The organism is Mycetocola spongiae, from assembly GCF_020424085.1.
GTDB classification, from domain to species: Bacteria; Actinomycetota; Actinomycetes; order Actinomycetales; family Microbacteriaceae; genus Mycetocola; species Mycetocola spongiae.
This window is the reverse complement of sequence record NZ_CP080203.1, coordinates 1,492,616-1,516,389: the sequence shown is the minus strand read 5'-3', so window position 1 is coordinate 1,516,389 and position 23,774 is coordinate 1,492,616. Positions and strand designations below refer to the sequence as shown.

General features: G+C 62.4%; 22 protein-coding genes. 12 read left to right on the top strand and 10 right to left on the bottom strand.

Going from position 1 to position 23,774, the window contains the following annotated elements; genetic code table 11:
• Nucleotides 1-115: 115 nt before the first annotated feature.
• Nucleotides 116-934 (top strand): biotin--[acetyl-CoA-carboxylase] ligase, encoded by an 819-nt coding sequence (locus KXZ72_RS06875; RefSeq protein ID WP_226083251.1) that lies wholly within the window; start codon nucleotides 116-118, stop codon nucleotides 932-934.
• A 97-nt stretch (nucleotides 935-1,031) separates the two neighbouring features.
• Nucleotides 1,032-1,601 (top strand): PH domain-containing protein, encoded by a 570-nt coding sequence (locus KXZ72_RS06870; RefSeq protein WP_226083244.1) that lies wholly within the window; start codon nucleotides 1,032-1,034, stop codon nucleotides 1,599-1,601.
• A gap of 21 nt (nucleotides 1,602-1,622) precedes the next feature.
• Here KXZ72_RS06870 and KXZ72_RS06865 read toward each other — a convergent pair whose 3' ends face one another.
• Nucleotides 1,623-2,084 (bottom strand): GtrA family protein, encoded by a 462-nt coding sequence (locus tag KXZ72_RS06865; protein ID WP_264159484.1) that lies wholly within the window; start codon nucleotides 2,082-2,084, stop codon nucleotides 1,623-1,625.
• Between the two features lie 280 nt (nucleotides 2,085-2,364).
• Between KXZ72_RS06865 and KXZ72_RS06860 the strand changes: the two genes are divergently transcribed.
• Genes KXZ72_RS06860 through KXZ72_RS06850 form a run of 3 tightly spaced genes read left to right on the top strand, consistent with a single transcriptional unit; the run spans nucleotide 2,365 to nucleotide 5,331 of the window.
• Entirely contained in the window at nucleotides 2,365-3,465 is a 1,101-nt protein-coding gene (locus KXZ72_RS06860) for a 5-(carboxyamino)imidazole ribonucleotide synthase (protein ID WP_264159499.1), read from the top strand.
• Between the two features lie 10 nt (nucleotides 3,466-3,475).
• Nucleotides 3,476-3,985: a 5-(carboxyamino)imidazole ribonucleotide mutase gene (purE, locus tag KXZ72_RS06855; RefSeq protein WP_226083240.1), complete on the top strand. Its 510-nt coding sequence runs from the start codon at nucleotides 3,476-3,478 to the stop codon at nucleotides 3,983-3,985.
• Nucleotides 3,982-5,331 carry an LCP family protein gene (locus tag KXZ72_RS06850; protein ID WP_226083239.1) on the top strand — a complete coding sequence of 450 codons (1,350 nt, stop codon included), beginning with the start codon at nucleotides 3,982-3,984 and terminating at the stop codon, nucleotides 5,329-5,331. The genes purE and KXZ72_RS06850 overlap by 4 nt, the downstream gene beginning before the upstream one ends.
• Before the next feature lie 20 nt (nucleotides 5,332-5,351).
• Here the strand turns inward: KXZ72_RS06850 and KXZ72_RS06845 are convergent, their stop codons facing one another.
• Nucleotides 5,352-6,488, bottom strand: a complete 1,137-nt coding sequence (locus tag KXZ72_RS06845; RefSeq protein WP_226083238.1) for a glycosyltransferase family 4 protein — start codon at nucleotides 6,486-6,488, stop codon at nucleotides 5,352-5,354.
• Nucleotides 6,489-6,527: 39 nt separating this feature from the next.
• Nucleotides 6,528-7,388 (bottom strand): dTDP-4-dehydrorhamnose reductase, encoded by an 861-nt coding sequence (rfbD, locus tag KXZ72_RS06840; RefSeq protein ID WP_226083237.1) that lies wholly within the window; start codon nucleotides 7,386-7,388, stop codon nucleotides 6,528-6,530.
• A gap of 167 nt (nucleotides 7,389-7,555) precedes the next feature.
• Here rfbD and KXZ72_RS06835 point away from each other — a divergent pair, with 167 nt between their 5' ends.
• Entirely contained in the window at nucleotides 7,556-8,848 is a 1,293-nt protein-coding gene (locus KXZ72_RS06835) for an alpha/beta hydrolase-fold protein (RefSeq protein ID WP_226083236.1), read from the top strand.
• 151 nt (nucleotides 8,849-8,999) lie between these two features.
• A complete protein-coding gene (add, locus tag KXZ72_RS06830; RefSeq protein ID WP_226083235.1) occupies nucleotides 9,000-10,019 on the top strand; it encodes an adenosine deaminase in 1,020 nt (339 codons plus the stop codon).
• A gap of 21 nt (nucleotides 10,020-10,040) precedes the next feature.
• On the opposite strand, the gene KXZ72_RS06825 is transcribed toward add, so the two are convergent.
• Nucleotides 10,041-10,685: a response regulator gene (locus KXZ72_RS06825; protein ID WP_226083234.1), complete on the bottom strand. Its 645-nt coding sequence runs from the start codon at nucleotides 10,683-10,685 to the stop codon at nucleotides 10,041-10,043.
• Entirely contained in the window at nucleotides 10,672-11,808 is a 1,137-nt protein-coding gene (locus KXZ72_RS06820) for a sensor histidine kinase (protein WP_226083232.1), read from the bottom strand. The genes KXZ72_RS06825 and KXZ72_RS06820 overlap by 14 nt, the downstream gene beginning before the upstream one ends.
• A gap of 76 nt (nucleotides 11,809-11,884) precedes the next feature.
• On the opposite strand from KXZ72_RS06820, the gene KXZ72_RS06815 reads away from it, so the two are divergent.
• Together KXZ72_RS06815 and rfbA are read left to right on the top strand one after the other, a co-directional pair.
• On the top strand, nucleotides 11,885-12,490 hold the full coding sequence (locus tag KXZ72_RS06815) for a dTDP-4-dehydrorhamnose 3,5-epimerase family protein (protein ID WP_226083230.1): 606 nt from the start codon (nucleotides 11,885-11,887) through the stop codon (nucleotides 12,488-12,490).
• A gap of 4 nt (nucleotides 12,491-12,494) precedes the next feature.
• Nucleotides 12,495-13,361 carry a glucose-1-phosphate thymidylyltransferase RfbA gene (rfbA, locus tag KXZ72_RS06810; RefSeq protein ID WP_226083229.1) on the top strand — a complete coding sequence of 289 codons (867 nt, stop codon included), beginning with the start codon at nucleotides 12,495-12,497 and terminating at the stop codon, nucleotides 13,359-13,361.
• 56 nt (nucleotides 13,362-13,417) lie between these two features.
• Here the strand turns inward: rfbA and KXZ72_RS06805 are convergent, their stop codons facing one another.
• Together KXZ72_RS06805 and KXZ72_RS06800 are read right to left on the bottom strand one after the other, a co-directional pair.
• On the bottom strand, nucleotides 13,418-14,266 hold the full coding sequence (locus KXZ72_RS06805) for a glycosyltransferase family 2 protein (RefSeq protein WP_226083227.1): 849 nt from the start codon (nucleotides 14,264-14,266) through the stop codon (nucleotides 13,418-13,420).
• A 77-nt stretch (nucleotides 14,267-14,343) separates the two neighbouring features.
• Nucleotides 14,344-15,576, bottom strand: coding sequence for an ABC transporter ATP-binding protein (locus tag KXZ72_RS06800; RefSeq protein ID WP_226083225.1), 1,233 nt, complete (start codon nucleotides 15,574-15,576; stop codon nucleotides 14,344-14,346).
• Between the two features lie 142 nt (nucleotides 15,577-15,718).
• On the opposite strand from KXZ72_RS06800, the gene KXZ72_RS06795 reads away from it, so the two are divergent.
• Nucleotides 15,719-17,854, top strand: coding sequence for a hypothetical protein (locus KXZ72_RS06795; protein WP_226083224.1), 2,136 nt, complete (start codon nucleotides 15,719-15,721; stop codon nucleotides 17,852-17,854).
• 391 nt (nucleotides 17,855-18,245) lie between these two features.
• Here KXZ72_RS06795 and KXZ72_RS06790 read toward each other — a convergent pair whose 3' ends face one another.
• Both KXZ72_RS06790 and KXZ72_RS06785 read right to left on the bottom strand, forming a co-directional pair.
• Entirely contained in the window at nucleotides 18,246-19,178 is a 933-nt protein-coding gene (locus KXZ72_RS06790; protein WP_226083222.1) for an ABC transporter permease, read from the bottom strand.
• A gap of 112 nt (nucleotides 19,179-19,290) precedes the next feature.
• Nucleotides 19,291-20,448: a glycosyltransferase family 2 protein gene (locus tag KXZ72_RS06785; RefSeq protein WP_226083221.1), complete on the bottom strand. Its 1,158-nt coding sequence runs from the start codon at nucleotides 20,446-20,448 to the stop codon at nucleotides 19,291-19,293.
• A 95-nt stretch (nucleotides 20,449-20,543) separates the two neighbouring features.
• On the opposite strand from KXZ72_RS06785, the gene KXZ72_RS06780 reads away from it, so the two are divergent.
• Entirely contained in the window at nucleotides 20,544-20,909 is a 366-nt protein-coding gene (locus KXZ72_RS06780; RefSeq protein WP_226083219.1) for a hypothetical protein, read from the top strand.
• Nucleotides 20,906-22,306: a glycosyltransferase gene (locus tag KXZ72_RS06775; protein WP_226083217.1), complete on the top strand. Its 1,401-nt coding sequence runs from the start codon at nucleotides 20,906-20,908 to the stop codon at nucleotides 22,304-22,306. Before KXZ72_RS06780 ends, KXZ72_RS06775 begins: the two co-directional genes overlap by 4 nt.
• Before the next feature lie 4 nt (nucleotides 22,307-22,310).
• Here KXZ72_RS06775 and KXZ72_RS06770 read toward each other — a convergent pair whose 3' ends face one another.
• Nucleotides 22,311-23,666: a glycosyltransferase gene (locus KXZ72_RS06770; RefSeq protein WP_226083215.1), complete on the bottom strand. Its 1,356-nt coding sequence runs from the start codon at nucleotides 23,664-23,666 to the stop codon at nucleotides 22,311-22,313.
• Between the last annotated feature and the right edge of the window lie 108 nt (nucleotides 23,667-23,774).

Genomic DNA, 23,774 nt, shown 5'->3' with positions numbered 1-23,774 from the left:
TCTAGCCCGCCCGGACCCCCGACGGGGGCTAAACGATCCCTACAACGTGTTTGGTCGGTCGTTGTCGAAACCCCCAACGGTGAGTGTTTTTCGCCCCGGCGCGTATCCTGGGGGCATGACTGCCGACGCCCCCGCCCTTCCCCAATCCTCCGCCCTGGCCGCGCGCCTGGTCTGGCGCGCCGAATCGGAGTCCACCAATACAGAGCTGGTGCGCGAGGCCGGTGCCGACCCCGCGCAGTGGCCGCATTTTTCGGTTCTCCTGACCGATACCCAGCTTTCCGGCCGGGCGCGCCTGGACCGCACCTGGGCCTCGGCGCCCGGCTCGGGCCTGGCCATCTCCGTCCTGATTCGTCCGCAGTTCCCGGTGGAGAGCTACGGCTGGATCGCCCTGCTGGCGGGCATCGCGATGACCGAGGCCGTGGCCGCGGTGCTTGCCGAATCCGGCCTGGAGCCCGAACGCGCGGCCCTGAAATGGCCCAATGATGTGCTGGTGGATGGCAAAAAGATCTGCGGAACGCTCGCGGAGATCACGGGCGAGCGCGCCGTCGTGATCGGTGCGGGCCTGAATACCGAGATGAGCGCCGAGCAGCTGCCCGTGGCCCATGCCACCTCGCTTGCAGTGCTTGGTGCCCGGGTCACCCCCGATGCGATTGTCTCGCTTTATCTCTCGCGCTTCCGCGAGCTCTACGACGGCCTCGTGGCCGCGGGGGGCGATGCGGTGGCCTCGGGCCTGGCCGCGCGGGTCACCGCGCGCTGCGATACCCTCGGCCGCGATGTGCGCGTGGAGATGCCCGCGGGGCGCACCCTGCTGGGCCGTGCCGAGGGGATCGATCCCGGCGGCCGCCTGATCGTGCGCGATGCCACGAGCGGGGAGTCGACCCCGATCGCCGCGGGAGATATCACCCACCTCCGGTTCCCCACCCCGGGCGCGTAACCGGCACACCCGGTATCCCGGGGAGAACACCCCGAAGTTAGCGGGCTCCGCGGCGTTCCGCGGGGTCTCGCGGCCCGCAACCTGATAGGAATAGGTCATGGTCGATTCAACACGTGGATATCTCGGCGATGATCCCGCCCTGCAGATGAACCCCGTCGTGCCGACCGAACGGGTGGTTGCCCGCGTGCGCCGCCACGGTCGCGTGCTTATTCTGCCCGCGCTCTTTCTGATTCTGATCGCCGGGCTTTCCGCCTATGGGGTGGGGCTCTATCCCGAGGGCTGGGAAATGTGGAGCATCCTCGGCGGGGCAGTAGTGGCGTTTTTGCTGCTGGTGCTGTGGCCGTTCATGAACTGGCTGAATCGGCGTACCACCATCACCACGCGCCGGGTGATCGTGCGCAAGGGCTTTTTTGTGCGCGAGCGGCGCGAGATTTTTCATTCCCGCGGCTATGAGATCACGGTGCGCCGCGGGGCGCTCCAGGCCCTCACCGGTTCCGCCACGATCCTGCTGACCTCGGGCGTCGAGCGCCCGCTGGTGATTAAGAGCGTTCCGGGGGCCACTCTGATCGTGGATACCCTGCACCACCTGATCGAAAAAAACCAGGTGCTGATCGGCGGCACCTCGGCGCTGGGCGCCACCGGCCTGATGGCCCCGCCGCGACGCTAGGCTTCGGCGGGCGGCCGCGGCCTAGGAGGCGTGAACGCGGACGGTACCGGTATCGGTGTCGATCTCCGTGGTGGACGCGGTTTCCGCGGCGATTCCGCGGCGCTTGGGCGAGAAGACCCAGTAGCGGTAAAGCGCAAAGCGGAAGATGGAGCCGAGCGCGAGGCCCACAACATTCAGCGCGATATTATCGGCCAGCTGCGAGGTGAACCCCAGCACATCGTGGGAGATCCAGACACAGGCCGTGCCGATGCCCATTCCGACGAGGCTCACGGCAAAAAACTCCACACCCTCGCGGAACGTGCCGGAGGCGCGATGGGTCGCAAACGTCCAGAAGCGGTTTCCGAGCCAGTTGGTGATGATCGCGAGCGTCTGTGCGATGATCGTGGCGATGATCGAGCCACGGTGCACCACGCCCGGGGCGAGCGGACCGGTGATCAGAAGGTTAAACGTGACGATGGTGACAATCAGTCCCGCGCCACCCACCGCCCCGAATCGAAACAGCTGGCTAAAAAACGGATACCACCGGTGCGCTTTCAGATCGGAAAACGACATAGACCCTCCTCGGGGCTGAAAAACCATCCGCGCGGAGGTTGAAGTTAGCTGTGACGGCACACATGAGGAAAGATGGGTACCGAGCAGCTAGTGTAACCCGAGTTTTATAACATGAGCTTTGAATAGTCTGCGTGACCTCAGTTTAGACCTATGGCGGGAGCCCAAAAACGTGATACGAATCGGTGTAATCGGTGGCGGACAGCTGGCGCGCATGATGATCCCCGCCGCGATCAACCTCGGGCTGGACCTGCGGGTGCTCGCCGAGGCGGAGGGTTCCCCCGCCGCGCTCGCCGCCACCGCCGTGGGAGACTACCGCGACCTGGATACCGTGCTGGCCTTTGCCCGCGACGTGGATGTTGTCACGTTTGACCACGAACACGTCCCGCAGCATATCTTGGAGGCCCTGCTTGCGGCCGGTGTCGCGGTGCGCCCCGGACCCGGCGCGCTCTTCCACGCCCAGGACAAAATCGTGATGCGCACCCGGCTCGACGAGCTGGGTGTTCCCGGGCCCGCGTGGGCAGCCGTCCGCAATATTTCCGAGCTGGAGGCGTTCCTGGCCGAGCACGGCGGGGCCGCGGTCCTCAAGACCCCGCGCGGCGGATATGACGGCAAGGGTGTGCGCGTGGTGCGTGCCGCCCACGAGGCCACCGACTGGTTTGCGACCGTGGCCGAATCGGGTATCCCCGGCGCCCTCCTCGTGGAGGAACTGGTGGACTTCACGCGCGAACTCGCGCAGCTCGGCGCACGCCGCCCCGGGGGACAGGCCGCGTATTGGCCGCTCGCCGAGACCGTGCAGCGCGGCGGCGTATGTGCCGAGGTGGTGGCCCCGGCCTCCGGCTCGGCCGGCGCCCTCGCCGCCGAGGCGCGACGCATCGCGGAGCTGCTCGCGGACGGGCTGGACATCACCGGCACGTTTGCCGTGGAGCTCTTCGAGACACGCGATGGACGTCTGCTGGTGAACGAGATGGCGATGCGCCCGCATAACTCCGGGCACTGGACCCAGGACGGCGCGATCACGAGCCAGTTTGAGCAGCACCTCCGGGCCGTGGCCGATCTGCCGCTCGGGGCCACCGAGACCCGCGCCCCCGTGACCGTGATGGCCAATATTCTCGGCGGACCCGAGACCGGAACCCTCGAGGATCGCTATCCCGAGGCGATGGCGGCGTTCCCCGATGCCAAGATTCATAATTACGGCAAGACGCCGCGCCCGGGCCGTAAGGTGGGCCATATTAATGTCACGGGCACCGAGGAGACGGCCGTGCGCGAGCGCGCCCGGGCCGTGGAATCAGTATTTCTCAATCGGCGTGACTAAAATAACCCCCATGCCCTATCACGCCAGCAATTCTCCCCGGGTCGGCCTTGTCATGGGAAGCGATTCCGATTGGTCGGTCATGGCCGCGGCCTCGGCCCAGCTCACCGAATTTGGAATCGACCACGAGGTCGAGGTGGTCAGCGCGCACCGCACCCCGCATAAGCTCATCGCCTATGGCGAGGAGGCACGCGGCCGTGGGCTGAGCGTGATCATCGCCGGCGCCGGCGGTGCCGCGCACCTGCCCGGGATGCTGGCCTCGGTCACGGCCCTGCCGGTGATCGGCGTGCCCGTGCCGCTGAGCACGCTGGACGGCATGGACTCCCTGCTGTCGATCGTGCAGATGCCCGGCGGCATCCCCGTGGCCACGGTGTCCATCGGCGGGGCCAAAAACGCCGGAATCCTCGCGGCCCGAATCCTCGCCACCTCCGATACCGCGCTCGCCGAACGCCTCGAGGCGTATCAGCGCGAGCTCGCCGCGATGGTCGAGGAGAAAAACGCGGCCCTTAAAGCGCGCCTATGACCCTGCAGCTGGGCGAACCGATCCGCCACCCCAATACCGCCTCCCCCGAGGTCATGGGCCGCCGCGCCTGGTGGCTGGTGGTCCTGAACTTCCTGATCCCCGGATCGGCGCAGGTCCTCGCCGGCAACCGGCGGTTTGGGCGCTTTGGCCTGGGCAGCACGCTGCTGCTCTGGGTGCTGGTTCTGGCCGCCGTGGTGCTCTATTTTGCCTGGCCCACCCAGCTCTATTCGCTGCTCACCAACCCCTGGTTTCTGATCGGCGTGCAGGCGGTCCTGATCGCCTATGCCCTGATCTGGCTGGTCTTCGCCGTGGATACCTTCCGGCTGCTGCGCGTGGTGAAGGCCCGGCCGCTCGCGCGCGTTCTGGTGATTTTGCTGGCCCTGCTGCTCGCGGTGCTGTCCACCGGGGTGGCCTCCGCCGGCGCCTATTATGCCAATGTGGCGGGCCGCACCCTCGGGTCGATCTTTGGGCCGGGGGCCCCACCCGAGGAACCCACCGACGGTTATTATAATATTTTGCTGCTGGGCGGCGATGCCGGCCCCGACCGCGCGGGCCTGCGCCCCGATAGCCTCTCGGTGGTCTCGGTGAATGCCGATACCGGCCAGGCCACGATGATCGGCCTGCCGCGGGACATGCTCAACGTGCCGTTTGTGGAGAGCTCGCCGATGCATAAGCGCTATCCCAACGGCTATAAGCGCTGCGATGTCAGCGCGTGCAAGCTTAATTCCATTTATACCGAGGCCGAGACCTGGCATGCGGATTGGTATCCGGACGCCAAGGCCGAGGGCTCAACCCCCGGTATCGAGGCCACCAAGGATGCCGCGGAGGCCCTCACCGGGCTGCGCATCCCGTATTACGTGCTTGTGGACATGCAGGGCTTCGCCGATCTGATCGACGCGCTGGGCGGCGTGGAGGTCACGGTGGATAAGCGCCTGCCCATCGGCGGCGATGAGCAGCTGCGCGGGGTTGTGGAGTGGATCGAGCCGGGTGTGCAGCGCATGGACGGCTATCACGCGCAGTGGTTTGCCCGTTCCCGCCACGGCACAAGCGATTTTGATCGCATGGAGCGCCAGCGGCAGCTGCAATCGGCAATCATCGCGCAGTTCACCCCGCAGAACGTGATGTCCAAATTTGATGCCATCGCGAGCGCCGGAACCCAGGTGGTCACCACGGATATCCCGGGGGATATGCTCGGGTATTTTGTGAACCTGGCAACCAAAACCAAATCGGAACCGATCCAGACGCTGGAGCTGACCCCCGCAAACGGGATCAACCAGGATAATCCGGACGTGCCCGATATCCACGCAAAGATCAACGCGCTGCTGCACCCACCCGCCGCCGAATAGGCGCGGGTGGGGCAGCGGAGCTACATCTCGGCGTGCAGCGCCCAGACCCGCTCGGCGGAGTCGTTCCAGCCGAAGGCCTGGGCGCGATCCTGGCCCAGCACACGCAGGTGAGCGCGGCGCTCCTCATCGCCCAACACCTCGGCGAGGGCCGCCGCGAGGCGCTCGGGATAGCCCGGCCCGCCGGCCTCCACGGGATAGCCCGCGCCGCCGGCCACCTCCAGCAGTGCCGGATCATCCGAATGGATCACCGGGGTGCCCAGCGTGAGCGCCTCAAGCACGGGCAGGCCCGAGCTCTCGCGCGTGCTGGGATAGATAAACGCGCTCGCCCGGGCATACACCACGGCCAGATCGGCATCGCTGAGATAGCCGAGGGTGCGTACCCGGCCCTCGGCCAGGCCCGCCTCATCGGCGGCCTGCGCGACCGAGACCGCGCCCCACGTGGCCGGGCCCAGAATCAGCAGCGGCAGGTCCGGGGCATCGGGCAGCGCCAGAGCCTGCAGGAGCGGTTCGAGGCCGCGCCGCGGATCCAGGCTGCCCAGCGTGAGGATATAGTCAGCGGGTAGGTCGAGATTTCCCGCACGCCACTTGGCATCCGCGGGTACCACAAGCCCGGGGGAGACCGCGGGCGGGATGACCCGCACCCGGTCGCCCAGGTCCACGATCTGCGCGAGCTGCTCCGCGACCGCATGCGAGGGCACAATCACGGCATCGGCGTGTTTGCGCACGCGCTTCATGCTCTGCTTTTGCCATGTGACGCTGGCATGGGTCAGGGTCTTGGGCGCGTTCCAGGCCAGCGTATCGTGCACGGTGACCACCACCTGGGTGTGATCCAGTGAGCGATTATGGCGGCGCAGCGGGGCCAGCAGACCCGGCGCATGGATCATGCCGTCCCCGGCGCCCGAGGCCAACCCCAGCTGCCAGGCCGCCGCGAGCTCGCGCCGCGGCAGGGTGACCCGGTGTAGCTCGCCGAGGCCCGGAAGCCGGGCGGCGAGGGCCTCGATGCGCTCGGTAGGCTGCGCCGAGATGATGCCCTCGACCCGACAGCCGCGCGGGGCGGTGGCGATCAGCGCGCGCGTGAGCTCCTCGGCATAGCGGGCGATGCCGCCCGGCTCCGGGGAGATCGCCTGGTCGAGGACCATCTTAAGTACTGCACTCACGGGGTACCGCCCTTCGGTTGGTCGGATCGGGGAACGGGGCTAGGAGGCTTCCGGGGCCGCGACCGCGCCCGAGGCCACGGCCTCGTGCAGGGCCTCGCGCCACGGACGCATCGCGGGCAGGCCCACGGCCGCCCAGGCATCGTGACCCAGCACCGAGAACGCGGGGCGCGGGGCGGGACGCACAAAGCTGGCGCTATCGGTCTTCAGCACGCGCTCGGCATCCAGACCCGCCTCGGCAAACGTGGCCCGGGCGAAGTCGTACCAGCTTCCCGCGCCGGAGTTGGTGCCGTGATACGCGCCCGCGGGGGCATCGGACTCGGCGAGGGCCCGCAGCTGCCGGGCGAGGTCGAGGGTCCAGGTGGGCTGACCCACCTGATCGGCCACCACGGAGACCGTGGGGTTGCTGCCGGCCAGGCGCAGCATCGTGGCGGGGAAGTTTCCGCCGTGCTCGCCGTAGAGCCAGGCGGTGCGCACAATATAGGTGCCCCCGGGGTGCTCTGCCTGCGCAAATTCCTCGCCCGCGGCCTTGGTGCGGCCATAGGCGGAGACGGGCTCGCGCGCGGTGTCCTCGGGATAGGGCTCGGTGGCGGTGCCGTTAAACACATAGTCGGTGGAGACTTGGAGCAGCTTAGCCCCGGCCTCGCGCGCGGCAATCGCGAGGTTTTTTGCGCCCAGCGCATTCACCGCAAATGCGGCATCCTCATCGGTTTCGGCGTTGTCCACGGCTGTATACGCGGCGGCGTTAATGACCACATCGTGGCCGGCCACGGCGGCGCGCGTGGCCTCCAGATCGGTGATGTCCAGCTCGGCGCGGCCCAGGGCGGTAACGTCGCGGTCGGCCAAGACACTCTGCAGGTCGCGGCCGAGCATACCCGCGGCACCGGTAATCAAATATCGCATGTTTTCCTTCGATCGTGTTCGCTTCCGAGTCTAGGCGCTGTGGCCCGTCACGGGCGGGAGGGCGGCCGTGCAGGTAACGCCCAGAAGAAACGAATAACGTCACTTTTCGCACCCATAATTTTATGCCGTGGTGTTCTATTCGGGCCCAGACGCGGGGAGCTACAGAAGTGTTTGAACATCTACTGGACGTGAATATCATCTCCGGTGTGGTGCCCGTGCTGAGCTATGCGCTCTCCGCGGCCCTCCTGATCTATCTGCTGTGCCGGCGGCCCACCCGGCGCTGGCTATTCACGCTGGGCATCGGCCTCCTGGCCGGGATCGTCGTGGCTATTACGCTCCTGATCCTGGTGGAGCGCGTCTGGCATAGCTTTGGCGATCCGATCGGCACCCCGTCCCGCTTCTGGGTGGTGATCACGTGTGCCGCGCTCGCCGTGGCCGTGGTGAACCTCTGGCGCAGCCGCTGGTGGCGTAAGCTCCTCGCGATCCTCGCGATGCTCTCCTTCGCGCTGAGCTCGACCCTGCTCGTGAACGCGGCCTTCGGGCTGAACCCCACGGTGGGCTCCTTCCTGCATATCGTGCAACATAAGCCGCTGACACTCGCCGGGGGTGCGGCAATAACCGTCCCCGGGCCGCTTTATCGCAGTTGGAAACCACCCGCAGAAATGCCCTCCATCGGACAGACGGGGACGCAGGAAATACCCAACCCGGAATCGGGCTTTCAGGCGCGCCCCGCGGGAATCTATTTGCCCCCCGCCGCGCTTGTGCCCAACCCACCGGCCCTGCCGTTTGTCCTGATGATGATGGGGCAGCCGGGGGACCCCACTCCGCTCTATATTCAGCAGACGCTTGATGTCTATGCGCAGGAACATAATGGGCTTGCGCCCGTGGTGGTCGTGGCGGATCAGACGGGCAATCCCGACCAGGACCCGATGTGCCTGGATACCGCAAAATACGGAGCCGTGGAAACCTATCTCACAAAAGATGTGCTGAACTGGGCAAAACAAAACCTGCCCATCTCGCAAAATCCGGCGGATTGGACCGTGGCGGGATACTCCAATGGTGGGGAGTGTGCGATCTACCTGGGGGCAAAATATCCCGCGGTTTTCCATAATATTCTCGATATTTCGGGGGAACAGTCCCAGGGCTATGCCGTGCCCGACCTGGTGCTCCGGGATGGATTTAACGGTGATAGGGCCGCCTTTGAAGCGGCCAAACCATTGAATATTCTCGCCGCGCACCACTATCCGAATAGCACCGCAATCTTCACATTCGGCGGTGACGATCCGGTCTATGGTGCACAGGCCGCGGCGGTGGAAGCCGGCGCGCGCGCATCCGGAATGAAAACCACCCTTGCCGGGATCCCCGGGGCGGGGCACGGTGCGGACGCGCTGCTGGGAGGGCTCAGGATCGGCTTTGACGTGCTCTACCCCCGGCTGGGGCTCTCCGCTCCGCCGGAATAGGAGATGCCCGGTTGCCGCGTGTGTCCAATGTGGCTCGTCGTTCCCTCCCTCCCTCCCTCCCTCCCGAATCGGCATCGCATCCGGGCGGTATAAAATTCAGGTGCGGCCCGCGTCCGCGCTCCCATCCCCATTTACGAGGAGTATTTTCCCCATGACCGATCTGGCCACCTTCGCCCAGGGCCTTCCCAAGGCCGAACTGCACCTGCACCTCGAGGGCACCCTCGAGCCCGAACTGAAATTTGAGCTCGCCCGCCGCAATGGCATCGAGCTGGCCCAGAAGACCGTGGACGAGGTGCGTGCCACCTATAACTTCCACGACCTGACCAGCTTCCTCGCCGTGTACTATCCGGCGATGGATGTGCTGCGCACCGCCGATGACTTCCGCGATCTGGCCTATGCCTATCTGAAGAAGGCCGCGAGCCAGGGCACCAGGCACGCCGAAATGTTTTTTGACCCGCAGGCGCATACCGGCCGCGGCGTTCCCTTTGCCGATGTGATCGGTGGCTATCGCCGCGCGATCATCGAGGCGCGTGCCGATTTTGGCATCTCCGGGGAACTCATCCTGTGCATGCTGCGCGACCTGTCCGCGGAGTTTGCCATGGCCACGCTCATGGAGGCGCTGCCCTATCGCGAGTGGATCCTCGGCATCGGCCTGGACTCCGATGAGCGCGGCAACCCGCCCGCCAAATTTGCGGCCGTTTTTGCCCGGGCCAAGGCCGAGGGTTTCCTGCTCACGATGCACTGCGATATCGATCAGGAGGGATCGATCGAGCATATCCGTCAGGTCATCGAGGAGATCGGTGTGGACCGCATCGACCACGGCACCAATATTCTCGAAAACGAGGAGCTGGTGGAGGCTGCCAAGGCCCGCGGCCTGGGCTTTACGGCCTGCCCCGTGTCTAATTCCTTTGTCACCGAGCAGATGAAATCCGATGAGATTGTGGAGCTGCTGCGCCGCGGCCTGCGCGTGACCATCAACTCCGATGATCCCGCATATTTTGGCGGCTATATCGGCGATAACTATGTGGCGCTCGCCGAAAAGGCCGCCCTGACCCGCGAGGATCTGGCCCAGCTGGCCCGTAACTCCTTTGAGGCCTCCTGGCTGAGCGCCTCGCGCCGCGATGCCTATCTTGCCGAGGTAGATGCCTACCTCGCCGCCCACCCGGCATAGCCCGGCCGCCGGCCCGATACCTCAGCGGTATCGGGCCAGCAGTTCGGTGGCCTCCGCGCGGCTCCCCACGCCGAGCTTGGCGTAGAGATTATTCACATGGGTTTTTACCGTGGATACCGAGATGAAGAGCTCCTCCGCGATGACCCGATTGCTGCGGCCCTCCGCGAGCAATTCCAGCACCCGGGTCTCCCGCTCGGTGAGTCCGTGCTCGGAGGCGAGGCGTTCGCGCTCCCCGCGGGCCCGCATTCCGCGGCGCAGCAGCCCGGCCACCTCGGGGGAAAACGTGGACTGTCCGGCCGCGGTGGCCCGGAGTGCCGCGAGGATCTGCTCTCGCCCCGCGCTCTTGGTTAGGTAGCCACTCGCCCCGGCCTCCAGCGCGCCGAGGATCGAGGCGTCATCGGCATAGGTGGTGAGCACCAGGATGCCCATGGCGGGATGCTCGGCCCGGATCGCGGCGGTGGCCGCGACCCCGTCGGTTCCGGGCATCCGCAGATCCAGCAGCACAATATCCGGCCGCAGCTCGCGCGCCCGGAGGATGGCCTCGGCGCCGTCGCCGGCCGTGCCCACCACGCTCACGCCGGGCGCGAGCGAAAGAATCAGTTCCAGCCCGTCGCGCACGGCCGCCTGGTCATCGGCGATCAGGACCCGCAGTTCAGACCCGCTCATGTGTTCTCCGTTCGGTGCTCTCCCGCGGCACCCGCGCCTCGACGGTCCACGCGCCGTCCTCGATGCCGGCGCTGAAGGTGCCGCCCACCAGCAGGATGCGCTCGGCCATTCCCTCCAGCCCGTGTCCGCCCGAGGGCAGGCCGGATGATCCGCCGTGCGCGAGGGTGGTGATGCGCAGCGCGGTCTCGTCCCGGCCCCGGGTCACGAGGATCGCGCTGGCCGTGCCGGGGGAGTGTTTACGCGCATTGGTGAGTGCCTCGACGGCCACCGCGTATAGCGCATCGGCCTGCGCGGGGGCGGGCTCGGCCTCCCCGCGCACCTCGATGCGCACCTCGTGGCCGAGAGCGGCTGCCGAGTGTGCCAGGGAAAGAAGCGAATCGTCCAGGGGGCCCACCGGGGTGCGCAGCGCGTCCACGGCGCCGCGGGCCTCCTCCAGCCCGCCCAGCGCGAGGGTGCGCGCCGCAAGAATGCGCCGGCGCACCTCGGGATCGCCGGGCCGTGCCTCGGCGAGGGCGTCCAGCGCGTCGAGCTGCATCACCAGCCCGCCGAGGGTATGGGCCAGGACATCGTGCAGGTCCCGCGCGAGCCGGGCGCGCTCACCCAGGACGGCGTTCTCCGCGCGTTCCCGGGCGAGGGTCGCGGCGGCGCGGCCCAGGCCCGCGGAACGCCAGCGCAGGAGCCCAATCACCAGGCCCGCGGCCGTGCAGGACAGGACCGAAACCGTATTATCCGGTGTGGCCATTTCCGTGAGCCTGCCCAGCCCGTAGAGCAGCGTTGCGAGTATGAGGAGCAGGATTTTTTGCCGCCCACCGAGGCGCAGATCGGAGATCGTCAGGGCCAGGGCCACGGTGAGCACCACGCTGGCGCCGAGCGAACCCAGCCCACACGCGAGCGCGGCCGCCGCCAGAATCGCCGGCCAGGCCCAGGGCGCGAGGCCGCCGGGGAGCCCCCGGGAAAATAGGGCGAGTAGGGCCCAGAGCGCGAGTGCGGCCCCGAGGGCCCAGCGCTGGAGCGGGTCGTGCGCGCCCGCGCCGAGCTCCAGGGAGAGTGCGGATCCGATGCCCACCGCGTGCAGGCCCAGCCGGATCACGCGCCCGAGGGGTGTCTCCGCGCTATCGTTCATTCCCCCATTTTCCCCCGGATTGGACAGAAACCGCGCCCGTGCCACCCAATTCTGTACAACTTGATAGACTGCCCGGGTGCAGATCCGTGAATTGAAGATCCCAGACAGCTACGAGATCACCCCGAAACAGTTCGGTGATGAACGCGGCGCGTTCCTTGAGTGGTACCGTTTTGACCGCCTTGAGGAGGCCACCGGACGGTCCATCGACCTCCGCCAGGCCAATACCTCGGTGTCCAAGCGCGGTTCCGTGCGCGGCATCCACTTCGCCGATGTGCCGCCGAGCCAGGCTAAATACGTCACCGCCATGCACGGTGCCGTTCTTGATTTTGTGATCGATATCCGCGTGGGCTCGCCCACGTTTGGTGAGTGGGACTCGGTGCTCCTGGACGATGTGGATCGCCGCGCGATCTTCCTGTCCGAGGGTCTGGGACACTGCTTTGTTGCCCTGACCGAGGGTGCCACCGTGAGCTATCTGGTGAATGATGTCTATCGTCCCGATCGCGAGCACGGGATCAACCCGCTCGATGCCGAGATCGGTCTGGTCTTCCCGGAATCCGCCGGTCAACCGCTGCTGTCCGCAAAGGACACCGACGCCCCCGGACTGGCTCAGGCGGCCGCCGAGGGCCTGCTTCCCACCTGGGAGGCCACCCGCGCCTATTACGAGACCCTGAAGGGGAACTAACGCCATGAAGGGCATCATTCTCGCCGGTGGATCCGGCACCCGGCTCTGGCCGATCACCAAGGGCATTTCCAAGCAGCTCATGCCGATCTACGATAAGCCGATGGTGTACTACCCCCTGTCCACCCTGATGATGGCGGGAATCAACGAGATTCTTATCATCACCACCCCGGAATATAACGAGCAGTTCCGCAACCTCCTGGGCGATGGTTCCGACCTCGGTATCCGCCTCGAGTACGCGGTGCAGCCCTCCCCGGACGGCCTGGCCCAGGCCTTCATCATCGGCGAGGAGTTTATCGGCGACGATAGCGTGGCCCTGGTGCTCGGCGATAACATCTTCCACGGCACGGGCCTCGGCTCGGCGCTGCGCAACCACCACGAGATCGATGGCGCGGTGATCTTTGCCTATCCCGTAGCCGATCCCACCAGCTACGGTGTGGTGGAGTTTGACGAAAACTTCAACGCGATTTCCATCGAGGAAAAGCCCGTCGAGCCCAAGAGTACCTATGCGGTTCCGGGGCTCTACTTCTACGATAACTCGGTGATTGAAATCGCTAAAACCATCGAGCCTTCGGCGCGTGGCGAGCTGGAGATCTCCACCGTCAACGAGCGCTACCTTAATCAGGGAAACCTCTACGTACAGGTACTTGATCGAGGCACCGCCTGGCTGGACACCGGAACCTTTGAGTCCATGATGCAAGCGTCGGAATACGTCCGGGTCATCGAGGATCGTCAGGGTTTCAAGGTTGGTTGCATCGAGGAGATTGCCTGGCGTGCGGGCTGGATCAACGACGCCCAGCTCACGGCGTTGGCGGCTCCGCTCGTGAAGAGCGGCTACGGCAAATACCTCGCGGCCCTGGTTGAGCGCAAATAGCCTATACCGATAAGGTCGGCGGTCTTTCCCACCACGAGTGGGGAGGCCGCCGGCTTTTATTTTGCCCCGGTCCGGATCTGTGACAGGGCAAATCGAGTTCGAAGTCCGACGCGGATCACGAGGCGTAACGGGAACTGCCACCATCGAGAGTATTTTTTGCTCACAAAACGATACGCACTCTCGTGGTGGATGCGGAGCATTTGTGACGCGTTGGTGCGCGTGGATTCCCCACCTATATGAGTAGCGCGTGCTGCGGGCAGATAATCATTACTCCAGCCGGCGAGGCCCAATCGATACCCTAGATCTACGTCCTCGAAGTACATGAAATACTCCTCGTCAAAACCCGACAGCTGCTCAAATGCGCTTCGCCGCACGAGCAGACAGGCCCCGGAAAGCCAACCGGCCTGGCGAGGAGTTTCCGTATACTGGGCATCGGCCCGGTAGCGCTTGGACCAGGGATTTTTTGGCCAGACACCGGCAAAGAGTGCATGACCAATACCGTTGCGCAGCGAGGGTATAAGTCGGGCAGAGGGATAAACCGTGCCTGTTTCATCGAGGATCTGCGGGCCCACTGCGCCTGTTTGCGGATGGGTATCAAGCCAGTCGGCCATCAGCTTCACCGCGAGTGGCTCGAGGACCACGTCTGGGTTGCTGAGGAGAAGATAGCCGTCCTTCATGCTCAGGGCGGAGGCTCCACGATTCATCGCCGCCCCATAGCCTAGATTTTCGGGCAGGGCGATGAAACCCACCCCGAGCCGTTCAGCCTCACTCCGCGTTGCGGAGGACTCGGGGGAGGCATTCTCTACTACGAGAATCGACGATGCCGGAATACCTGCCTGAATCGTGGATTCAAGAAATGTGCCAATGAGAGCCTGTGAGTTATAGGTCACGGTGATCGCGCTCACGGGTGTGGGCCTGATTTTGGGCATCATTTTCTTCCGGCAGAGAGGGGCAACGTGGAGCTCATCAGGGGCGGCGAGGATCACCGTTCGCCGAAAAACTCCGATTCAAGATACATTGCTCCCCCAGCGGGGATCGGTGTCTCCGAATTAAACGAACTCGCCTGCGGTCGATCAAATAGATGCTGACCGGCGCGGTTGAGGATGGAAACGTTCACAAAATACTTGCCGTCACCAAAATTACAGTTTTTAAAGATAAAGCCAACGCGACGCTTTCCCTGAAGCGGAGCAAGCTCAACATCAAGAATAGCGGTTTTGGTGCCGGCCGCGGCGTGACCGCGGCTATCGTCGATCTGAACGGCGCATACCCAGTCGTCGATTACCTGGTCCACCTCGAAGTCCATGGTGATAATAAGGTCGTCCCCCAGACGGACGGTTCCGGGGTCCGCGGAATTATTCGAAACAGACGTCGTGCGGACGCTGTAGAAGGGCTCATGCGTGATCGGCTTTTGCTGTTCCGCATGGCGAGCTTCTTCGTCTTCGATCTCGGCAAGCCGACGCTCCTCGAGGAGGTCGCGGAATGCGGCGACAGCCTTCCGCGAATCTCCCGTATAAACGACCTCACCGCGGTTGAGTACTACGGCGGAGTCGCACAGCTCAACCACGGTGCCGAGGCTGTGGGTGACGAGGATAATTGTCCGGCCCTCCTCCTGGAACTCCTTGATTCGGTCCATGCATTTCCGCTGAAACGCCTCATCGCCCACCGCGAGGACCTCATCGACAAGGAGGATATCGGGATCTGTGTGTACGGCGACGGCGAAAGCAAGGCGCACATACATGCCGGAGGAATAGAATTTCACCTGGGTATCGATAAAATCGGAGATACCGGAGAACGCGAGAATATCGTCAAATCGTTCGTCGGTTTGTTCGCGGCTTAATCCGAGGATTGCCGCGTTTAGATACACATTTTCCCGGCCCGACAGATCGGGATGGAATCCCGCACCAAGTTCCAATAGGGCGGCCATGCGGCCCCGGCGCATCACCCGACCCGATGTGGGATCGATAATTCCGCCAATTACTTTGAGTAGCGTGGACTTTCCCGAACCGTTATGCCCGATAAGGCCGATCGTAGTTCCTGCTTTAATCTCCAGCGATACATCGCGCAGCGCCCAGAAATCCTCCTTATGCTTCTTCCCCCGGCCGGCGTTCACCACGCGTTCCTTGAGGGAGTTGTCCTTGCGAATAACAAATCGCTTGGAGACTGCTTCCACAGAGACCAGCACGGGAGCGTCCGTGTTCACGGATGATTCAGCCATTGGGAATACCTTTGAAAAGCGGATATCGGAAATTTCATTCTATCTTGCTGCGTCTGCGCTTGCCTGAGCGTATGGCTATCGAAGTTGGTGCAATTGCGTATCGCTGCCGGCGAAAACGGGTTCAGTGACGTATTCTCAGAGGGTGTCCATACAGTCTTTAAAATCACGACCCTCGGCGTCCTTCCTGGGCGTACTCGGTCTTATCGGCGTGCTGGCCGGTTTGTTCACCGGCGTGTCCTTCGTAAATGCCGGCTCGGCGAATGCTGCGGACCTGAGCAAATTCGATCCTGCCTACATCATTTCGGACGAAAACTTCTATAATTCCGGTTCGATGAGCGAACAGGATATCCAGCGGTTCCTGGAGTCTAAGGTTCCTAGCTGTCGGACCGGAAATACCTGCATGATTAACTATCGTGCGAGCACTGCGTCGCGACCAGCCGATACCCGATGCTCGGCATATGCGGGTGAGGCCAACGAGAGTGCGGCTCGGATCATTGCAAAGGTCTCGGCCGCCTGTGGGATTAACCCGCAGGTATTGCTTGTGCTGCTCCAAAAGGAGCAGGGTCTTATTCTGAACTCGGCACCCGGAACGGCAAACTCTAGCCGATGGCTCATCGCCACCGGTTATGCGTGCCCGGATACCGCGGCCTGCGACACCAGATATTACGGTTTCTATAACCAGGTATATATGGCTGCATGGCAGTTCAAGGTCTATACGAGTTCTTCGTTCTTCACCTGGTTCCCCGTGGGCCGGCCTTCGCAGGTCGGATACCACCCGAATGCCGCATGTGGTTCCAGCTCAGTGACCATCCGCAACGGGGCGACCTCGGCGCTTTATTACTACACGCCCTATCAGCCGAACCGCGCTTCATTGGCGGCGGGATACGGTACGGGCGATTCATGTTCCTCTTATGGAAATAGAAACTTCTATAACTACTACTCGGACTGGTTTGGTTCGCCCACCGGACAAAACGGTGACCGTCCGCCCTTTGGTGCATTTGATGTTGTTATTCCGGCTCCCGGAATGATCACGGTGCGGGGTTGGACGATCGATCCCGATACCACGGGTCCCGTGAACGTGCGGGTGGCGCTTAACGGTGTGACCCAGATCTATCCGGCGGAAGCCTTCCGTCCCGACGTGGGTGCCGCGTATCCCGGATTTGGGAATAATCATGGATTCGACATCGTGATCCCAATTATGAACGACCGAAACGTTAACGTTTGCGTGGAGGCGCTAGGGGATAAAGCGGGAGTAACTCCGGTGCAACTCGGATGTAAATCCGTTGCAATTCCCGACGGCCCGGCACCGGAACTTGGACGCGCACCCCTGGGCTCCTTGGATAGCGTGAACACCGGAATCGGCGAAGTTACCGTTGGTGGTTGGACGCTCGACCCCGATACCTACGACCCGATTAGAGTGCACGTCTATGTGGGGGAGCGTGGCACCGCCGCAATGGCAAACGGAGCTCGGTCCGATATCGCTCGTGCCTATCCGAAGTACGGTCCCAACCACGGATTTAACGTCCGAGTCACCGGTGTTTCTGGCACGCAAAACGTTTGTGCATACGGTATCGATAGCGCCGGAAAAATCAATACCACGCTGGGCTGTCGGGTCGTGACCATTGAAGCGCCGCTACTGGAAGAGGGCCGGGCACCGATCGGTAACCTTGAGGTCGTCCGTACCGGGGCCGACTCGGTAACGGTTGTGGGCTGGGCTATCGACCCGGACACCAGGGAACCGATCAGCGTGCACGTCTACGCCGGTGCACGAGGCCAGGCTTTCCGTGCCGACGTGCCGCGTTCGGATATTGCGACGCACTACCCCGTCTATGGCGCAAATCATGGGTTTAATGCCACGATGACGGGGCTCAGCGGAACACAAAATATTTGTGTCTATGCGATCGACTCCGCAGGGCGGGCTAATACGACGTTAGGTTGTCGTACCGTACAGATCGAGGCGCCGAATACGATGCCGATCGGTTCGCTGGATAATATCTCCGGCGGAAACGGCACCGTGGAGGTATCCGGATGGACGCTCGATCCCGATGCATGGACGTCGCAGCTCGCGGTTCACGTTTATGTTGGGGGCGCGGGGTATCCCATCCGAGCCAACCTTCCGCGGCCTGACCTGGTTCGGCACTATCCCGCGGCAGGCCCTGACCACGGGTTCTCCCGCAGCATTCCGGCTGTGGCAGGCAACCATAACGTGTGCGTGTACGCGCTAGACAGCGTGTCCGGCAACACCATGCTTGGATGCAAGGTGGTAACGGTGAACTAGTAGTTTCCTCGCCAGCGTGGGCACAGGCGGCCGTCACAGTATGTGGCGGCCGTTTTGTGTCGTCTAGGAGCCTGTGAAATGAGCGGAGCCCGGAGCCCGGAGCCCGGAGCTTGAAACACGTCGCAGGGGCGGATAGAAAACAGGCCGGAGGGCTCTCCTATCCATAGCCGAAATAAGAGCGCCGTGGAGCCCGTATAGACGCGCATACGCTGTGTTGTGCGGAGGTAGGGCGACCTTGGGACGCCGCTCGCTACACCCCGCCTAGTGCGTGCGGAACGAATGATCGGTCGGAATGACTCGGGAGGTGTTGACGGGTTTCCTAACAGAGAAGGCCAGCAACGTAAAACGTTGCTGGCCTTCTCTGTTAGTTCCCTAAAGAACGGATGTTGAGCTAGAGCATCTGGGCGAAGTTTCCTTGCAGACGTGCAAAGACACGCTGTGCGAGATAAACACATACGCAGCCGATAACCCCGGCGATCATGAGGCGCAGGGCAAGATCGGCAGGGTATTGTGCAAGCTGATCGGCCGCGGGGACACCGGGGACAGGCTTGCCCGCCATCCAGAACGAGCGCTGGAAGCCAAGAACAGCGAGCGTAATGGGGTTATTGGTATAGATATCAACGATCCACTGATGATTTACCAGCTTATCGGCGACCATCTTCCAGCTATACAGGATGGGCGACGCCCACATCATGACCATGATGATCACTTCAACCAGGTACTGAACGTCCCGCAAATATACGTTGAGCGCGGACAGCAGGAGCGCAAGCGCGGTGGAATAGAGGAGAAGTACGATAAGCGAAGGCAGGAAATAGGCCATGCCGGGGGAGATCGGGAATGCGCCAACGAGGAGCGTGGCGATAAGAAGAATTCCCAGTTGAATCAGGAAGTTAAAAAGGGCTCCTCCCACCGCGGCGAGCGGAAATAATTCCCGCGGCAGGTATACCTTTTTTACCAAGCCGGCATTTCCGAGAATAGAGGCGGTGCCGCCCATCACGATCTCGGAGAATAGGCCGTAGGCGGTGAGTCCGGTAAAGATGTAGATGGCGAACTGCGGGATACCACGCTCGGCACCGAGGAACTGACCGATCACTAAATAGTAGATCATGATCTGAGTCAACGGCTTGACCAGCGTCCAGGCAAAACCCAATGCGCTGTCCTTATACCGGGACTTCAGATCTCGCTTCACAAAGAGGCCGAGCATCCCGCGATTCTTGAGGATCAGGCGGGTCTGCGCCCAAAAGCCACGGGCGCCCTCCGCTGGAGTTCCAATCTCTTCGAATGGGAGCTTCGAGAGCGAAGCCATCCGCTCTTCAGGAGTCATATTTTTCTACTTCCTTACCGCGGAAGAAAATCGCGCAGTGATCGAATGTCTAGTCTAGCCGCCGGTTTGCTCGCGCAACGTGCACGGACGAATATCGGAACCCCGGCGAGAGCTAACGACTGAGACGGTTCTTAACCGAGTCCGCGAAACGAATGAGACGGCGAGACTTAAAAGCTTCGACCATCGCCTGGAGTTGCCGCGTTTCCGCTTTTAAACCGGCGATTTCTTCCCTCGAGTCGACGAGTGAGGACTCGAGCTGGACCATCCGCTCCTCTTTTGCTGTGAGTTGCTTCCGAAGGTCCCCAACCGCGTTCTCCGCAAGGTCGAGCCGCGCGAGTGAAAGTCCAACGGTCCTCTCATAGGTTTCCGTGTCGCCGTCAAACGAGGTATCGGGGACGGAGGACACGAGCGCCGAGCGCAATCTATGATCGGGCGTTAGATACGGATGCACGCCGCTTTCAGCCTGCTCAATTTCCGCGGTTGAAAGTGACCTCGCGATATAGCGTGCCCGAAGAGTTCCGTCTTTCAGGCTTCTATAGTCGCGCATTCCGTGGTGGTTAGGGCTTGGGGTCAGCTCCGGATTAGCCTCGTAGGCTCGTCCAGCGTTTTCCACCTTATGTCGGAATTGATCCCAGGATCGCCAGGGGAGGTGATACACCTCGAGTGCAAAGGCGGGATCGGGTGATCCCGCGGAAGAAATACTCACATAGTGATTGCCCTGGGCCACATTAATATCGGCAACGCCAATATGGACGCTGTCGTGGGTCGAATGGGCCCGGAGGCCAATGCTGCGAAGCTGTTCCTCGGGGCGGGTATCGCGGTAAAGAAGTCGTTCTATGCCACTGCCACTCTCGGCGGGCGCCCCCGTCATATCGATCACGGGAACAACAAAAGATCGCAGCGTTTTGGGGATATGTGAAAACGCATCGCGCAGGGTGAGATTGTGATCCTGGGCAACCCAGAACTCGTCGGCGTCTGCATTGAGTACCCAGTCTGCCCCGTAGAGCGTAAACGCATCACGGGCCATCTGAGTGACGGTGACCGACTGCTGTTTCCGGTGAACCGGGTCGTGTCGTAGATCCACCACTCCCGTATCGGCATAACCCTGGAGAACCTCTGTGGTGCCGTCGGTGGAGCCGTTATCGGTGACAATGAACTTATCGACCCCTTGGCCTAGATGATGGGTAATCATCGAGTCGATGATGTCTACCTCATCGCGCACCATAATTGTCATCACGATTTTCGAAGCCGTGAGGGAATCGTTAGTCATTTCATAATCCTATCTCGATCGCCTCGTAATGATCAGGCTGTTGGCGCCGCGCATTAGACTGGACCGTATTCATCGTTGACTGAAAGTGGATTATTGTGACTGAAACTGAACCGGCAAATATGTTTGAGGCGCCGGCAGACACACTAGATGAGGACAGCCTCCGCGACGGTTTCCGACGCCTGCAGCATGCACAGCTGGCGCTACGTGACCGTGTATTTGGGCTTGAGCAGGAAAATGCTCGCCTCCGCGAACTCATTCCTATGGTCAACTCCGTCTCTGCTTCCGAACGGTTAGAGGCGGGATGGCTTTTGGCCGAGAAACGCGAGGCCGAGATGAATGCGATGCGACACGAGATGGGTCAGGCCCTGAAGGCGCAGGAACAGTCGTTCCGAAACAGCGCCCGATGGAAGCTCGGTAGCGCGCTATTACGACCCGTCAACGCGCTTCGAGGCAAGCGATGATGAATATCACATCCGCTGTCATCGATGGAAGATTTTCCCCCGCCACCGCTCTGGAGGCGTCCCGCACCTCCCTGGTAAACGCCGGGCTTTCCCCCTCCCATATTTTTATGGTCGGTGACCGGGCAGACTACCCGGAAGGTGATTTTATACTCCTTCGTGCAGGGACACTCGTCACGGAAAAAACACTGCGGGTGCTCGGCGACGCTCTCGCCGAGCCCGGAACGATCCTGGCATATTCCGATTCGCTCGACGCCGATTCCTCGGATGAGCGTCTTCGACCCGAGTGGTCCCCCCACCGCCTAAAAAATAATTATTATCTCGGGACGCTAATAGCCATTTCGGGCAGCGTTGATGAGGCCACCCGCGTGGCACTGGGAACGACGGGGGCCGCATATGAGTGGGCTCTGGAGCTGGCCGTATCGACGGATGCAGCGCGGGTAGTGCATGTGAGCGAGCCCCTTTATCGCGAGCCCGGCGCCCGGATGAGCGCCGAAGAACACGCGGTTAATAGACGCCAATTACAGAGCCATCTCGTGCGTCACGATATGGCAGTCGTGGCCGACGATTCCGGGACGGCCGGGGTATTTCGGCTGGCGCGCGAGAAACAAGCTCAGAAACGCACCAGCATTATCATTCCCACTCGGGGCACCTCCGGGGTAGTTTTTGGCACGGAGCAGGTATTTGTTGTTGAAGCCGTCCGTTCGGTGCTTGAGCAGCACGTATTTGGCGACCTCGAGTTTGTGGTCGTTTACGACCCCTCAACACCCGATTCTGTGCTTACCGAGCTGAGGGAATTGGCGGGGGACCACCTCATCACGGTGTTATATGAGAAGCCGTTTAACTTTAGTGAAAAATGCAACCTCGGAATGCTCTTTGCCACGGGGGAGTACTTGGTGATGCTGAACGATGACGTACGAGCCGAGAGCCTGGACTTCATTGAGGAACTCGTCGCCCCCCTAGCGGACCCGCGGGTGGGTCTTACCGGCGGCTTTCTCAATTTCGAGGATGGAACCATCCAACATGTTGGGCACTGGTATGCGGGGCCTAGCCCCCGCCACTCGATGATTACTCAGGGCGCGCAGCAGGCAGGACCGCTGGACTCCCTCCTCGTGGAGAGAGAGGTCTCCGGGCTCACCGCGGCATGTATCGCTATGCGGCGCGATACATTCATCCGCGTGGGGGGCTTTTCCGAGGCTCTACCGGGCAACTATAACGACGTCGATTTTTCGTTAAAGGTCCGCAGCCTCGGGCTAGACCTGCTTTGGCTACCCCAGGTACGCGCATTTCATTTTGAATCAAAGACCCGTGATGGGACCGTTCATCAGTGGGAGCGCGACCTCTTGCGCGCACGCTGGGGTATCCCGGAATCTGACCGTTACTGGCCCTATCCCTCCTAGGAAGTTAGCGTCCCAGTCGACGCATTACGGCACGCAACGGTGCCGTGAGCTTCCACGACGTGCTGTTCTCGAGCCCCGCAACGCGAATCTCGAGGGCAGCACGTTGGCGGTTGCGTACCGTGGTTGCACCCGCAACCAGGTCGGGGGCGCGGCGAGGACTTGCGCAAAACTCCACCAGGGGCGCGAGGGAATCGGCCCAGGTCATTTTGCGAGCGATCCGTCGGGCGTTTTCGGCGTACTCGGCATAGTTATCGCCGTAAACCACGTCATCGATTGCGCGGGCGAGCGCGTCCACATCCTCAGGATCCACGGTGGCGCCTAGGCGTTCCCCCGTAATGATTGCATCGAAGGTGTCTCCGCCGGTTGCCACGATTGGGAGGCCGGCCCAGAGATAATCAAGAATCCGGGTGCGGAAGCTGAACGCGGTTTCGACATGTTCAAAATGTGTGGACACCCCTAGATCGGAATCGAGGAGATAGTTCACACGGTCGGCATACGCTACCCACTCGTTGTTAAAGAAGACGTGAGTGCCGTTAAGGCCCAGCTCATCGGCAAGTTCGCGAGCCTGCACGGACATTTCCATGATCGGAACATCCGGGTTGGGGTGGGCCATTCCGAGGAAAAAGAGGCGAAGGTTCGGACGCGTGGCGCGCAGAAGGTCTACGGCCTTGATCAGGGTGAGCGGATCAAACCAATTATAGATTCCGCCGCCCCACAGCAGCACCTTATCGTCCTCGTTAATCCCGGGCACGGTGCCTTTAAGCGCATGCCGAAGTTGCACCGGTTCCTCGTTGGTTACCCCAAAGGGTGCGACGGCGAGCAGGGAGCGAAGGCTCGCATCCTCGTCATAGGTGAGGGGGTTAATGCGCCCCATTGCGGCGAGCTGCCCGAGCCAAAAATCGCGCTGCTTCTCTGAGGCACAGAGCATAAAGTCCGCGCGTTCAATCTGCACATTCAGTACCTCGGTGGTCTGCAGCGTAAAGTCCATGCGGGCCTCATCCGCGAAGAACTTGCCCTGTTCAAGCGTCTCAAGGTGCATCGGGTCGTAGATATCCGCGACGATGATTTTATCCGTCTCCGCGATCCACGGGTGGTGGTGAATCACATGCCCCTGGAAAATAATCACCTCGCACCACTCGATCTGACGTCGAAGTTCGGCGTCATCCGCATAGAGGGTCATAAACTCTTCGGTCGCGATATCGCTCTTAGTAGTGGAGACCAGACGAACCTCCGCGACGGTCGATACTTCCTGGGCAATATGCCAGGCGCGCATGGCAGGACCGGCCATTTTGGCCCCCAGGGTATCGCCCGTGATGACGAGAATCTTATGGCGATAGTCGGTAGAGGTGAGGCTCATCATTAGCTTTCGTCGTGGCCGAGTACGGAGGAAATGCGACCTGGCTTACCGGGCTGGAAAACAGCGGCACCAGGGAAAGCGTGTTCCCAGGTACCAATCATAGCGGGCGAG

Coding starts and splice junctions, on each gene's coding strand:
- KXZ72_RS06875 (WP_226083251.1), top strand. CDS start 116: ATGACTGCCGACGCCCCCGCCCTTCCCCAATCCTCCGCCCTGGCCGCG.
- KXZ72_RS06870 (WP_226083244.1), top strand. CDS start 1,032: ATGGTCGATTCAACACGTGGATATCTCGGCGATGATCCCGCCCTGCAG.
- KXZ72_RS06860 (WP_264159499.1), top strand. CDS start 2,365: ATGATGATCCCCGCCGCGATCAACCTCGGGCTGGACCTGCGGGTGCTC.
- purE (WP_226083240.1), top strand. CDS start 3,476: ATGCCCTATCACGCCAGCAATTCTCCCCGGGTCGGCCTTGTCATGGGA.
- KXZ72_RS06850 (WP_226083239.1), top strand. CDS start 3,982: ATGACCCTGCAGCTGGGCGAACCGATCCGCCACCCCAATACCGCCTCC.
- rfbD (WP_226083237.1), bottom strand. CDS start 7,388: ATGCGATATTTGATTACCGGTGCCGCGGGTATGCTCGGCCGCGACCTG.
- add (WP_226083235.1), top strand. CDS start 9,000: ATGACCGATCTGGCCACCTTCGCCCAGGGCCTTCCCAAGGCCGAACTG.
- KXZ72_RS06825 (WP_226083234.1), bottom strand. CDS start 10,685: ATGAGCGGGTCTGAACTGCGGGTCCTGATCGCCGATGACCAGGCGGCC.
- KXZ72_RS06820 (WP_226083232.1), bottom strand. CDS start 11,808: ATGAACGATAGCGCGGAGACACCCCTCGGGCGCGTGATCCGGCTGGGC.
- rfbA (WP_226083229.1), top strand. CDS start 12,495: ATGAAGGGCATCATTCTCGCCGGTGGATCCGGCACCCGGCTCTGGCCG.
- KXZ72_RS06800 (WP_226083225.1), bottom strand. CDS start 15,576: ATGGCTGAATCATCCGTGAACACGGACGCTCCCGTGCTGGTCTCTGTG.
- KXZ72_RS06790 (WP_226083222.1), bottom strand. CDS start 19,178: ATGACTCCTGAAGAGCGGATGGCTTCGCTCTCGAAGCTCCCATTCGAA.
- KXZ72_RS06785 (WP_226083221.1), bottom strand. CDS start 20,448: ATGACTAACGATTCCCTCACGGCTTCGAAAATCGTGATGACAATTATG.
- KXZ72_RS06775 (WP_226083217.1), top strand. CDS start 20,906: ATGATGAATATCACATCCGCTGTCATCGATGGAAGATTTTCCCCCGCC.
- KXZ72_RS06770 (WP_226083215.1), bottom strand. CDS start 23,666: ATGATGAGCCTCACCTCTACCGACTATCGCCATAAGATTCTCGTCATC.